The sequence below is a fragment of the Telluria sp. LT2P34 genome, assembly GCF_059685915.1.
Genome location: NZ_JCASIN010000002.1, coordinates 167,841 through 180,913 on the forward strand (window position 1 = coordinate 167,841; position 13,073 = coordinate 180,913).

The window sequence follows — 13,073 nt, forward strand, 5'->3', positions numbered from 1 at the left end:
ATTTATTCTGGGTCAAGGCTCCTGGAGGAAGGTGCATGGCAGCTGAATGCTTGTCGACGGTGGCGTGCTCAAGGCGACACCGATCGTAGCTGGTCATATTCCCGGCTCTGTCGGGCTTAAACCGTTCATTTAAACAAGTGCTGAGGCGCTGTGGATAACGCATGCGGCTATGACACGCCTGTCCATCCGGATGCGGATGAACTAACGCTGACTGCAAGGATGCGGGTCGTCCTCGCTGTGGCGACATTGTTGACGGCCATGATCGATCTGGATGGGCCGGGCCAGCCGCATTGGGTGACGATGCTCGTGCTGTCGGCATACACGGTGCAAAGCATCGTTCTCCTCATCTTCGTCCTGCGCGAAGTTAGCCAGCAGGTACGCTATCCGACGCTGGCGCATTGGCTGGACGTTTGCTGGTTCGGCCTGTTACTGGCCTTGACCGATCCCCTGGGCGCTTACTTTTTCCTGTTCTTTTTCCCGGTCGCTACCGCCGCATTCCTGTGGGGGCATGACGAAGGCGCACGCGTCACCCTTGCAAGCACGGCGCTGTTCCTGTTCTCGGCCAGCGAGCCGGCCAACGACGCCGTGCTGGCCAACGTGCTGCTGCGCGCCGTTTTCCTGATCGGCCTGGGCCTGATGGTGTCGCACTGGGGCGAGGTGCTGTTGAACGGGAAGCGGCGCATGGCACTGCTGCGCGACGTCAGCCGCCTGTCGAACCCGCGTTTCGGGGTCGACCACACGATTGCCTCGGTGCTCGAACAGACCCGCCGGTTCTTCGATGCCAGCACCTGCATCGTGCTGATGCGCGAAGGCGAGGCCAGCGAATGGCGCCTGCGTTCGGCCAGTGCGACCGCGGCCGCGTCCCCGCCCGGCGCATGCCCGCTGGACCAGCGAATGGCGAGCGTGCTGACCGCGCTCCCTGCGCGCTTGTGCGCCGTCTACACCGTCCCGCTATTTCCGTTCGGGCGATTCCGTGCGAGGCTTCGGACCCGCGAAGAAGGGCGCGCCCGATGGCACAGCCTGCGCACCGGCGAAGGCGGCACACTGGCCGAGCTGCTCGATGCGCACAGCTATATCTGCGCACCCGTCCCGCTGCGCCGCGGCGAGGGCCGGATCTTCGTCGTCTCGCCCCGGCGCGACCTGAACCGCCATGACGCGGCCTTCCTCGCCCAGGTGGCGGCGCAGGCGTTTCCCGTGATCGAAAACATCGAGCTGCTCGACCGCATGGCGTCCGACGCAGGGCGCCGCGAACGCCAGAAATTTTCCAATGACCTGCACGACACCACGGTGCAGCCCTACATCGGCCTGTCGCACGCGCTGCAGGCGCTGGTGCGAAAGGCCGGCGACAGCCCGATCGCGGCGGAACTGCGCCAGGTTGCCGCAATGACCGAAAACGTGGTGCGCGACCTGCGCCAGTTTGCTCAGACCGTCAAAGCCACGGCGCCGTCGAGCGAACCGGTGTTCAAGCTGGCCTTGCGCACGCATGCCGCCGACTTCAAGGCGTGCTACAACGTCGACATCGCCCTCCTCGGGCATGACAGGCTGGACATCAACGACCGCCTGGGATCCGAGATATTCCAGCTCGTCTGCGAAGGAATGAGCAATATCCGTCGCCACACGGATGCAAGCCGCGGCGCCGTTCACCTGCGCCGCACCAATGGCTGGCTGCATATCCGCATCGATAACGAATGCACGTCCGGTCCGCCGCCGACATTCGTGCCGCGCTCGATCGCCGAACGTGCCGCCGGCCTCGGTGGCTTTGCCTATGTGGGCGGTGCCGAAGGCACCACCTCGGTCCATATCGACATTCCTGTGTGAACTACCGATGACCCCACCCGCCCCGCTCCCCATTACCGTCCTGCTCGTCGACGACCACAAAACCATGCTCTGGGGCCTGGAACGCCTCATCGGCAGCGAACGCAGCGGCATGACGGTGGTGGCCACCGCCACCTGCCGCGAAGAAGCGCTGGCACAGGCGGCAACCCACGGGCCCGACATCATCCTGCTCGATATCGATCTCGGCGGCGACTGCTCACTCGATTTCCTGCCGGCCCTGCTTGTGAGCGGGGTGTCGCGCGCGCTCGTGTTTACCGGCATGCGTGACCAGGCCACGCTCGACCGCGCCATCCTTGCCGGCGCGCGCGGGGTACTGCGCAAGGATGCGCCGGCCGAGGTCGTGCTGCGCGCGATTGAAAAGGTGCACCAGGGCGAGATGTGGGTCGGCCAGGACATGATGACCCGTATCTTCGGCGAACTGACCCGTGTCCGCACCGCGCCCAAGCCCGATCCGCACAAAATCAAGCTCGACTCGCTCACCCCCAAGGAGCGCAAGATCGTCGACGCAATCGTCGCCGGCAGCGGCGAGACCAACAAGGCCCTCGCCGAAAGCCTGTTCATTTCCGAACACACCCTGCGCAACTACCTCGTCACCATCTACAAGAAGCTCGGCGTCGCCAACCGGCTCGAGCTGTATGTCTACGCCGCCAGGCACCAACTGCCCGTTGCATCGCGCTGACCTGTCTGAATTGTCCTACGCAGGCCATGACATTTGTCATGGTTTTCTGCCCCAAAATCAGCACGAATGTCGCCCCTCGAAAAGGGCGATTGTGCGATGCGGCGGTGTCAGCAAACACCTACAGTGGATACATCAGCGCTGACCTTGCAGCCTGAATGAAGTTCCGAACGGTGTGCGGCAGGTGCGGGAGGCAAACATGTACAGGCATCTACCACCAGCGTTCATTGACTTCATGCAGGCAGGAACCGGCAGTTCGGCTTACGAACATGCCCTGATCTGGTCCCTCGTTGCAGTGATCTGCATCCTCGCGATTATCGCGTTGCTGTAGCACTGGTACAGGGTTCGGGCAAGGCGCTGAGCTTTGTAAAAATTTATCCAACTACTGACTACCTGGGAGAAAGCATCATGGAAATGATCAAGAATTTTCTGCAAGAAGAAGACGGTGTGACAGCTATTGAATATGGTCTGATTGCTGCGCTGATCGCGGTTGTGATCATTGGAACCGTCACGACGACGGGTACAAATCTTTCTGCCCTATTCGGAAGGATTGCCGCGAAGCTCGGCCCGACTCTCGCTCCCTAATCCAGCTCAGGTCCCATCCGTGGAATAGGGCGGGACCGCTTTAACCTGGCTGCAATTGGACTATCCCTGTGGCTGGCTCACTATCGACCAATAACGTCCACAAACGCGTGCACTTGACTAATTTAACTTTGTAGCCGGTGGCCGTGCCCCGGCAGGCAGATTCCAACCTACAAACTTCGATACAGGAGAAATCATAATGAAAGCAATCGAAAACTTTATTCAGGACGATCACGGTGTCACCGCCATTGAATATGGACTGATCGCTGCCTTAATCGCAGTGGTGATCATCGGCACGGTTACTACTACTGGCGAGAATCTCTCTGCCCTGTTTGGCAGGATCGCAGCGAAGCTAACACCTCTCGCCCCCTAAATAAATGCGGTTCTAACTCCTGCGAAATGGGGTTCCGCGATTTGTCAGAGTCGGCCATGCCAACATTCCTTGATATGAGCACTGAACAACTGCACCTTCCGGGCGGGCATGCCCTGCCATTGGAGCTGCTCATGCTGGTGCTTTTACTGCTGATTGCTACCATGGTCGATATGCGCGAACGACGCATCCCAAACTGGCTCGTAGCCACCGGCATGATCATCGCCATCACTTTTCAGGCGCTCTCGGTGCGGGGAGAGGGCGCTTTCTTCGCCTTAGCCGGCCTCGCCGTTGGCATGGCAATGTTCTTGCCCATGTACGTTATGCGGGTCATGGGCGCGGGCGACGTCAAGTTGATGGGAATGATCGGTGCTTTTCTTGGCATGCACGGTGTCCTTGGGGCTGCACTGGCCAGCATGGCAGCTGGAGGCGTACTGGCAATCGGTTTCGCCGTTTCCAAAAATATGCTGCCCGAGATGCTCGTCAATCTGCGCGGCATCCTGGTGCGCCACCAGATAGAGCGCATGACTGGCGGCAGTGCGGGTTCGATGCCGCCAGCGCCGTCCATCGGAAAGATGCCATACGCCCTTGCAATCACTGCCGGCACACTGGCCCAGCTCACAATCCTCCGTTACTGACTGGACCACCACCATGGACACCCTCACCCTGGCACCTGACACCGCACCTGCTGCGAACCACCCTGCTCCGCGCCCGGCGCGGGCTCTGTTACCGCCGGCGCCACGTTCGGTGGCGGAAACCGGCCTGCCCTTTCTGTTCCTGGTCGAGCTGGCCGTCAAGACCCTCTTCCTTGGCGGCCTGCTGCGCATGACCGAACTGGCCGGCCGCATGAAATTAACCGCCAGCGTGGTCGATCCCGTCATCCTCTACATGCGAACCGAAAAGCTGTGCGAGATCAGCCGCGCGGGCAATGGCAGCGGCACCGATGCCGACGTCTGCTACCGGCTCTCGGACCTGGGCCGCGTGCGGGGCGCCGAATTCCTGGCGCGCTGCGGCTACAGCGGGCCGGCGCCCGTTACCCTGGAAAGCTACCGCGACGCGATCGCCGCGCGCAGTGTCGCCACCATGCGCATTGGGCGCGACGCCGTGCGCGCCGGTTTCAAGGGCGTCGTGGTCGGGCCGGGCATTCTTGACCAGCTCGGCGCGGCCATGAACTCAGGGCGCGCGATGTTCATCCACGGCCCGGCCGGTAGTGGCAAGACTTTCCTCGCCGAGCGCCTGGCCGACCTGCTCCGGGGCGATGTCTCGGTGCCGCACGCCATTTATGTCGGCGGCGAAGTGGTGCAGGTTTACGACCCGGTCGTGCACCAGGCCGGCATGGCCGACGACAGCGACGATACGCCCTTCCGGCGCGCCATCGGCGACGCGCGCTGGGTCCGCTGCCAGCGCCCGGCCGTGCTGACCGGCGGCGAACTCTCGCTCGACATGCTCGACCTGAAATTCGACCACACCACGCGCTACTACCAGGCGCCGCCACACCTGAAGGCAAACAACGGCATCTTCATCATTGACGACCTGGGTCGCCAGCGCTGCTCTCCCGAAGACCTGCTCAACCGCTGGATCGTACCGATGGACCGCCGCATGGATTTCCTGGCCCTGCATACCGGCTACAAGTTCGAGGTGCCTTTTGATGTGATTGTCGTGTTCTCGTCAAACCTGCCGCCGGCCGAACTGGGCGATGGCGCTTTCCTGCGCCGCATTGGCTACAAGATCCATATCGGCCCGCTGTCGGAAAACGATTACCGCAGGATTTTCAAAGATGCATGCAAGGGCCTGGGCATCGAGTGGGACCAGGATGCATTCGCCTGGCTGGTAAGGGAACGGCACGTGCGCATGAATTGTCCGTTACTGGCCTGCTATCCGCGTGACTTGCTCTCCCAGGTACGCGACCGCGCCGCCTACGAAGGAGTAGCGGCGGTCCTCACACCGGAGACGCTCGACTGGGCTTGGAACAACTTCTTTACCGGCTATCAGACCATGGCGCCGGCAAGCGGCACAGAAGGAGAATGACATGAAAAATACACGCGGACTCGTCATGCTGGCCATCGCGCTGGTGCTTGCCCTGGCAGCCGTTTTCGCCGCCGTCAGCTGGATCAACGGGCGCGCCTCGGGCAATACGTCCAAGGTCGCGGTCGCCATGGTGGACGTGAGCCTGGGCGCGCGCCTGGCGCCGGAAATGATCCGTATGGTGGACTGGCCGGCAGGCGCACTGCCGCCGGGCGCCTTTGCGGATCCCAAGCTGCTTGCGGGCCGAGTTGCGCGCTCTTCGCTGCAGCGGGGCGAACCGATCATGGAGAGCAAGCTGGCGCCACCGGGTACCCAAGGTGGCCTGTCAGCCGTGGTTGCCAATGGCAAGCGTGCGATGACCGTGCGCGTGAACGACGTGGTCGGCGTGGCCGGCTTTGCCTTGCCCGGCAACTTCGTCGACATCCTGGTCAATACCCAGGGCGACTCCGTCAAGGGCAGCGCCAATGGCGACGCCTCGATCTCGAAGATCGTGCTCGAGCGCATCCTGGTGCTGGCCATTGCCCAGGACCCGAACCGCGACGATACCAAGCCGAAAGTCGTGAATGCGGTGACGCTCGAACTGTCGCCCGAACAGACCGAAAAGCTCGACCTCGCACGCAGTGTCGGCACGCTCTCGCTGGTGCTGCGCAACCAGATCGATCCGGACCCGGTCAGTACCCATGGCGCCACCAAGAACGCCCTGCTCGGGGTGGTCCGCCCGGCAGCGGCACCACCACAACGTGCCCCGGTGCGCAGAGTGACGCTGGTGCGCGAACCGCGCTACCAGGTCGACGTCATCAAGGGACTCGAACGCAGCACCCAACAATTCTAATGAGAACGCCACCATGCGACTGAACTGCACACACACCAGAGTGACCACGGGACGCACGGCGCTGGCGGCAGGGTCCCTGCTGGCCCTGCTGGCCTGCGCCAGCGGCGCAGCGGCGGCGGCCACGGCAGCGGCAAACGCCTCGACCAGGGCGCCGGCCACGACGCCAGCGTCCCCGCGCAGCGCGGCGACCACGCTGGCGCCGAAGGTCACGCTTTCAGAGGGCAAGTCGACCCTCATGCGCCTGCCGTTTTCGGCCACGCGCATGTCGGTCGGCGACGCCCGCGTGGCGGACGTTATCCTGCTCAATCCAAGCGAGCTGTACATGCTCGGAAAATCCGTGGGCAGCACCAACCTGATCGTCTGGAACAAGGCCAATGAGGCCACCATCATCGACATTGCGGTCGATCTCGACACCAGTGGCCTGACGGCGCGTTTCGAGCAGTTGCTGGCCGACGAAAAGGACGTCAGGATCACGACCGCGGCCGATACCCTGGTGCTGTCGGGCACGGTCTCGGATGTGAGCAAGCTGGACCAGATGATGGCGCTGGCCAATGCCTACGTCCAGCGCGGTCGCGGCGGGGCCAGCGGTGCGGCTGGTGGTGCCGGGGGTGCGGCCGGTGGCGATGCTACCGGCGGCCAGGGCGCGAACATGGTCAAGGTCATCAACATGACCTCGGTCGCGGCGCCGCAGCAGGTGATGCTCGAAGTGCGGGTCGCCGAAATCTCGAAAACCCTGGTCGACCAGCTCGGCGTGAGCATGGGCGCCAGCCGCACCAACGGCAGCTGGACCTACAGCTTCCTGTCGAACCTCTTGAGCAGCAACCCAAGCCTGCTCGACGCGTTTAATAACAAAAACGGAAATTTCCTGAGTATCGACGCGCAAAAGCGCGACGGCCTCATCAAGGTCCTGGCCGAGCCGACCATCATGGCGATCAGCGGCCAGGAGGCGAGCTTCCTGGCCGGCGGCAAGATTTTCATTCCCGTCAGCCAGACGAACAGCAACGGCATCCCCACGATCACCCTCGAGGAAAAGGAATTCGGCGTTGCTGTCAAATTCACGCCAACGGTGCTCGCCGGCGGCCGCATCAACCTGAAAGTGGCGCCGGAAGTGTCGGACCTGAACAAGGAAGGCATCGGCATCAGTGCGACCGGTGTCTCTACGACTGCCCTCTTGCCCTCGTTTACCACGCGGCGCGCCACCACGACGGTGCAATTGTTTGACGGCCAGAGCTTTGCCATCGGCGGGCTGATCAAGAACAACGTCACCACCAACGTGAAGGCCTTCCCGGTGCTGGGTGAAATACCGGTGCTGGGAGCGCTGTTTCGCAGCAGTGATTTCCAGACCGACCGATCCGAACTGGTCTTCATCATCACCCCGCACCTGGTGAAACCACTGCCGCCCGACTACAAGCTACCCACCGACGGCTATGTGGAGCCGAGTCGCAGCGAGTTCTTCCTTGGGGGAAAGCATGAAGGCAAGCGTACTGCCCCGCCTGCGTCCACGGCCGCTGCAACGCCGCCCACCGGATTCGACCTGAACTAGGAGCCGAGCATGAATCTGCGTCTACTATTTCCAGCAAGCGTGTGCCTGCTGGCCCTGTGCAGCACCGGCTGCGCCACCCGGCCCGCCGTCCCGCCTTTCGGCGCTGCCGTGAGCCTGGCGATGGCACAGCAGGTGCTCGATCCGATGGCCGGCACGAGGCAGGCCACCGTCAACGGCATGGGCGGCCAGGAGGCGAAGAGCGCCTATGACGCCTACCAGACATCCTACCGTGCCCCGCAACCGCAGCCGAATGTGTTCACCATCGGCGTCGGGGGCGGGCGCTGAGGTGAATGCCATGGCACCGACTCCTTCGTTCCCGGCACCGCCGCGCCGCATGCGCTCGCGCCAAGACGGCGGGGTTGCGATCATTGTCGCCCTGGTGATCACGACGCTTTTCGCCGTCGGCGGCGTCGTGCTCGACCTCGGGCACCTGTTCGTCAACAAGACCGAACTGCAAAACGCAGCGGATGCCTGTGCGCTGGCTGCGGCAGGGCAGCTGACCTGCGATCCGGCAGTAGGCGCCTGCCCAGCATCTTTCCTCGCCGATGCCGAAGCGGCCGGCATCTTCGTCGCCGCGCGCAATACCAGCGATTTCCAGGCCAAGGCAGTGACGATCGGGCCAAACGACGTCCTTTTCCATACCCAGATCGGTCCCAACGAAGCCTACCTGTCTCGCGCAGCCGGCGCGAGTCCGAATTCAAAGTTTGCGCGTTGCGTGGCCCGCTCGGCGCCGATCGATACCTGGCTGATGCAGGTGCGCGAGAAGTTTGCGCTGAATGTTGTCCAGGCCGCCGCAGTGGCCACCTTGGCACCCGGCCAAACCGCCTGCAATGCCTCGCCCATCGGCGTCTGCGCCAAGCCCGGCGCCGCAGCGCCCAACTACGGCTATGCCGTCGGCGAATGGATCGTCAGCAAATTCAACAACGGCGGAGGCAATAACGATGACTCCAACCTGGAAGGGAATTTTCGTTGGGTCGATTTCACCCCGAGCGCCGGCGGCACCAGCGAGGTGCGCGACCAGTTGCTGGGCAAGAATTCAGTGTGCGGCATCCGGGTGGGCGACGACGTGCGCGAAGAAGGGGTGAAGCAAGGTGCGAAAAGCGCCTGGAACACCCGCTTCGGTATTTATCAGAATGGCGCCGGCGCGCCGTCGCCGGCCGAGGTCGCCCCGGACAAGACCGGCCATGCTTATCCCAGTAAGGCGCCCGTCTTAATCGGCATCGGCCAGTCCGCTTACGCCGACTACCGTACCCGGCAGGCCGAGCACTTGCCCTTCGACGACAAAAATTATGCTCCCAACGGCGCAGCCGGCAATATCCCCGGCAACTCGTCCTCGACCGCTCAGCACCTTGCCTTCGGCGCCGAGCGTCGGCTCATTCCGGTTCCGCTACTGGAATGCGGCAAGTCTCCCGCCAACGTCAAGATCTTGAACATGGGCTGTGTGCTGATGCTTAATCCCATGTCCAACGGCGCCTCGGGCGACATTTACCTGGAATGGCGCGGCATGGCGTCTGCCCCGGGCAGCGCCTGCCGCAGCGCGGGAGTAGCGGGCGGCACCAGCGGCCCCCTTGTGCCTACCCTGGTGCAATAGGAGCGGACATGGGCGCCATAAAAAACCAGGCAGGTGTCGCCGCCATCGAAATGGCTTTGCTGCTGCCCTTTATGCTCTTGCTCGCCTTTGGCCTGACGGAACTGGGACGTGCGGTCTACCAGTACAACACGCTGGCCAAGGCGGTACGTGACGGCGCACGGCATCTATCGCAGTATGAGCCGGGAGACGCTGCCCGTGGGGAAGAGGCACGGTCCCTGGTGGTGTGCGGAGCGATCGTTTGCGGCGACAGGCCTGCGCTCGTTCCCGGTATGTCATCAAGCTATGTGCGCATCCGCGACCGCATCTCGGATCCGGGGCTCTACAACCTGCAGTCAACCGGTCGCGGCACGCTTAACCTGGTGCGCGTAGAGGTGTCGGGCTTTACCTTTCGCAGCATGGTGCCGGGATTTATCCCGAACATTGCTTTTTCGCCCATCCACGCCACCATGGCGCAGGTGCTATGAAAGCGCGCTCCTTTCGCCTGCAGCGGTTCCAGCATGGCGCCACGGCAGTGGAATTCGCCTTGGTCGCCTTGTTCATCCTGTTTCCGCTGCTGTTCGCCACGGTCGAACTGGGACGCGTCGTCTTTTATTGGAATGCCGCGACAGAAGTAACGCGGCTGGGCGCCCGCCTGGCAGTCGTCTGCGACCTCGACGACGGCACGATCAAGCAGCGCATGAGTGCGCTTTTCCCAGTCATCGATGTCGCCAGCATCGACGTCGCCTACGAGCCGGGCAGCTGCATTGCCACTACCTGCACCCATGTGCGGGTATCGGTCAGAACGCTTGGCATGCCTACCTACATTCCCGACTTTCTCGGCACAGGGTCCCTGAACAATTTCAAGTTTCCACCCTTTAGCACCACCCTGCCCAGGGAAAGCATGCGCAGCATGTTCGGGCCGGCGGGCGCCGAGGTTAGTAATCCAGTATGCGAGTAACCATGTCGCTGCTTGCCGGGCAGCCCTGTAATGCAAAGGAGTCATCGTGAAAATCGCCGTCGTATCACGCAATGAAAAGCACCTGCTCGAGATCGCCAGACTGCTACGCGAGCGCAGTCCGGCCGACGAACTGAACCTGGTCGCTGGCTCGCTCGAACGCTTCAGCAGCGCCGCCGCCACCTCCATGCCCGAGTTGCTGCTGCTCGATCAACCGCACGGTGGCGAACTGGCGCGCCTTGAGGCGCTCGGCATGGCTCATCCGCGCATGACGATGATGGTGCTGTCGGCGGAGCAGACGGTGGACTTCATGATGGAAGCCATGCGCGCCGGCGTGCGCGAAGTGCTGCCTGCTCCCGTGGCGGCCGCGAGCCTGTATCCGGCGCTGGCGCGGGTGCGCGAGAAGCTCGCCCAGCACGAGCACGTCAACGGCAAGGTGCTCGCTTTCGTGTCCTGCAAGGGCGGCAGCGGCGCCACCTTCCTCGCGACGAACATTGCTTATGCGCTGGCGACCGATTGCGGCAAACGGGTCGCGCTGATCGACCTCAACCTGCAGTTCGGCGACGCCTCGCTGTTCGTGGCCGACCACAAACCGCAGGCGACCCTGACCGACGTCGCCCTACAAATCCACCGCCTTGACGCCTCGCTGCTGGCCTCGAGCATGATGCCGATCACGTCGACCTTTTCCCTGCTGGCCGCCCCGGACGATCCAGTCCACGCCGGCGACATCCGGCCTGCGCATATCGACACCCTGCTGACCCTGGCGCGCCGACATTACGACTTCGTCATCCTCGACGTCGGCCGCAGTCTCGACCCGGTCGGGGTGCGCGCGCTCGACCTGGCCGATACCATTTTCCCGGTGCTGCAGACCACCCTACCCTATGTGCGCGACGGCAAGCGCCTGCTGGAAGTGTTCCGTTCGCTCGGCTATCCGCCCGCTAAAGTGCAGGTGATCGTCAACCGTCACCAGAAAAATGCCCACGTCAAGCTGCAGGACCTCGAGACGGCCTGCGGCACGCCGATCTGGCGCCTGGTGCCGAACCATTTCGAGACGGCGGCGGCCTCGGTGAACCAGGGTATTCCGGTGCTCAAGCTGTCGGCGAGGAATCCGATCGCGAAATCGCTGACCGCACTGGCACGCACGCTTGCCGGCGACGCCGCGCCGGCGAACGTAAGCTGGCTGGCGCGCCTGCTGAAACGGCCCGTCGGCAATGCGCAGCCGGCGGCCACTCAGCCGGCCGACCCAAAGGAGCCTGTCGTAGAAGCGTCACCGGCCAAACCAACGCTGGTAAAGCAAGCGGCCTTTGAGGAGAAACAGGTATGGATGCAGAAATCCTGACACTGCGCGACCGCCTCGCCGGCGCCTCCGGCAGGGGCCTGTCCCATGCCAGCCCGCGCGCAGTTCAGAGCGCCGGCTACATGCAGCTCAAGCACCGGCTGCACCAGGGGCTGCTGGACCGGGTCGACCTGGAAAGCCTGCAGCAACTGGCGCCGGAGCAGATCCGCGACGAACTGAAACTGATGATCGAGCAAATGCTCGACGAGGAAGTCGTGCCGATCAGCGAAGCGGAACGCGGCAATCTGGTGCGCGATATCCAGAACGAGATGCTCGGCTTCGGCCCGCTCGAGTCGCTCCTCGCCGATCCATCGGTGTCCGACATCCTGGTCAACACCCATCGCCAGGTGTATGTGGAACGGCGCGGCAAGCTCGAGCTCACCGACGTGCGTTTTGCCGACGAGGCGCACCTGATGAAGATCATCGACAAGATCGTCTCGCGCGTGGGCCGCCGCATCGACGAGTCCTGTCCGATGGTCGACGCGCGCCTGCCGGACGGCTCGCGCGTGAACGCGATCATTCCGCCGCTGGCGATCGACGGCGCCATCATGTCGATCCGGCGCTTCTCGGCCGACCCGCTGCGCCTGGCGGACCTGGTCGCCTACAAGAGCATGACCCCGGGCATGGGCGAGATCCTGCAGGGGCTGGGCAAGGCCGAAGTCAACATCCTGATCTCGGGCGGCACTGGCAGCGGCAAGACCACCATGCTCAACGTGATCTCCGGCTTCATCGGCGCGGAAGAGCGGATCGTGACCATCGAGGACGCTGCCGAACTGCAGCTGCAGCAGCCGCACGTAGTGCGCCTGGAGACGCGTCCGCCGAACATCGAGGGCCAGGGCGAAGTGACCCAGCGCGCGCTGGTGCGCAACGCGCTGCGGATGCGTCCGGACCGCATCATTCTGGGCGAGGTGCGCGGCGGCGAGGCGCTCGACATGCTGCAGGCGATGAACACCGGCCACGAGGGCTCGATGGCGACCATCCACGCGAATACCCCGCGCGACGCCCTCACGCGCCTGGAAAACATGATCAGCATGGCCGCCGCTTCGCTGCCGAGCAAGGCGATGCGCCAGCAGATCAGTTCCGCCGTGGGCGTGGTGCTGCAGGTGTCGCGCCTGACCGACGGCAAGCGCAAGCTGGTATCGCTGCAGGAAGTCACGGGTATGGAAGGCGACGTCATCACCATGCAGGAGATTTTCCAGTTCAAGCAGACGGGCCTGGGCGAAAACGGCGCCGTGCTCGGCCACTTCTGCGCGACCGGCATCAGGCCGCGCTTTCTCGACCGGCTGCGCAATTATGGGCTGAACATCCCGGACAGCGTATTCGATCCCACCCGGCAGTTTGCTTAGGA

At 63.5% G+C, this 13,073-nt stretch carries 14 protein-coding genes; all 14 read left to right on the plus strand.

What is annotated here, in order from left to right; all coding sequences use genetic code 11:
* Positions 1-258: 258 nt before the first annotated feature.
* The 14 genes from AC56KZ_RS06615 to AC56KZ_RS06680 all read left to right on the plus strand — a co-directional run bounded on the left by AC56KZ_RS06615 (position 259) and on the right by AC56KZ_RS06680 (position 13,071).
* Complete coding sequence (locus AC56KZ_RS06615) at positions 259-1,818, plus strand: sensor histidine kinase (protein WP_497161360.1); 1,560 nt, start codon at positions 259-261, stop codon at positions 1,816-1,818.
* A gap of 7 nt (positions 1,819-1,825) precedes the next feature.
* Positions 1,826-2,515 (plus strand): response regulator, encoded by a 690-nt coding sequence (locus AC56KZ_RS06620; RefSeq protein ID WP_497161361.1) that lies wholly within the window; start codon positions 1,826-1,828, stop codon positions 2,513-2,515.
* A 405-nt stretch (positions 2,516-2,920) separates the two neighbouring features.
* Positions 2,921-3,097, plus strand: coding sequence for a Flp family type IVb pilin (locus tag AC56KZ_RS06625; RefSeq protein ID WP_497161362.1), 177 nt, complete (start codon positions 2,921-2,923; stop codon positions 3,095-3,097).
* 196 nt (positions 3,098-3,293) lie between these two features.
* Positions 3,294-3,467 (plus strand): Flp family type IVb pilin, encoded by a 174-nt coding sequence (locus tag AC56KZ_RS06630; protein ID WP_497161363.1) that lies wholly within the window; start codon positions 3,294-3,296, stop codon positions 3,465-3,467.
* A 56-nt stretch (positions 3,468-3,523) separates the two neighbouring features.
* On the plus strand, positions 3,524-4,102 hold the full coding sequence (locus AC56KZ_RS06635; protein WP_497161364.1) for an A24 family peptidase: 579 nt from the start codon (positions 3,524-3,526) through the stop codon (positions 4,100-4,102).
* 13 nt (positions 4,103-4,115) lie between these two features.
* Complete coding sequence (locus tag AC56KZ_RS06640) at positions 4,116-5,492, plus strand: ATP-binding protein (RefSeq protein WP_497161365.1); 1,377 nt, start codon at positions 4,116-4,118, stop codon at positions 5,490-5,492.
* Position 5,493: 1 nt separating this feature from the next.
* On the plus strand, positions 5,494-6,321 hold the full coding sequence (gene cpaB / locus AC56KZ_RS06645) for a Flp pilus assembly protein CpaB (protein ID WP_497161366.1): 828 nt from the start codon (positions 5,494-5,496) through the stop codon (positions 6,319-6,321).
* A gap of 13 nt (positions 6,322-6,334) precedes the next feature.
* A complete protein-coding gene (locus AC56KZ_RS06650) occupies positions 6,335-7,864 on the plus strand; it encodes a type II and III secretion system protein family protein (protein ID WP_497161367.1) in 1,530 nt (509 codons plus the stop codon).
* 9 nt (positions 7,865-7,873) lie between these two features.
* Positions 7,874-8,149: a hypothetical protein gene (locus AC56KZ_RS06655; RefSeq protein ID WP_497161368.1), complete on the plus strand. Its 276-nt coding sequence runs from the start codon at positions 7,874-7,876 to the stop codon at positions 8,147-8,149.
* Between the two features lie 10 nt (positions 8,150-8,159).
* Positions 8,160-9,455 (plus strand): TadE/TadG family type IV pilus assembly protein, encoded by a 1,296-nt coding sequence (locus AC56KZ_RS06660; RefSeq protein WP_497161369.1) that lies wholly within the window; start codon positions 8,160-8,162, stop codon positions 9,453-9,455.
* Between the two features lie 8 nt (positions 9,456-9,463).
* Positions 9,464-9,919: a TadE/TadG family type IV pilus assembly protein gene (locus AC56KZ_RS06665; RefSeq protein WP_497161370.1), complete on the plus strand. Its 456-nt coding sequence runs from the start codon at positions 9,464-9,466 to the stop codon at positions 9,917-9,919.
* Positions 9,916-10,392 (plus strand): TadE/TadG family type IV pilus assembly protein, encoded by a 477-nt coding sequence (locus tag AC56KZ_RS06670; RefSeq protein ID WP_497161371.1) that lies wholly within the window; start codon positions 9,916-9,918, stop codon positions 10,390-10,392. The genes AC56KZ_RS06665 and AC56KZ_RS06670 overlap by 4 nt, the downstream gene beginning before the upstream one ends.
* A gap of 46 nt (positions 10,393-10,438) precedes the next feature.
* Complete coding sequence (locus AC56KZ_RS06675; protein WP_497161372.1) at positions 10,439-11,728, plus strand: CpaE/TadZ family protein; 1,290 nt, start codon at positions 10,439-10,441, stop codon at positions 11,726-11,728.
* Complete coding sequence (locus tag AC56KZ_RS06680) at positions 11,710-13,071, plus strand: TadA family conjugal transfer-associated ATPase (protein ID WP_497161373.1); 1,362 nt, start codon at positions 11,710-11,712, stop codon at positions 13,069-13,071. The genes AC56KZ_RS06675 and AC56KZ_RS06680 overlap by 19 nt, the downstream gene beginning before the upstream one ends.
* The last annotated feature ends 2 nt before the right edge of the window (positions 13,072-13,073 follow it).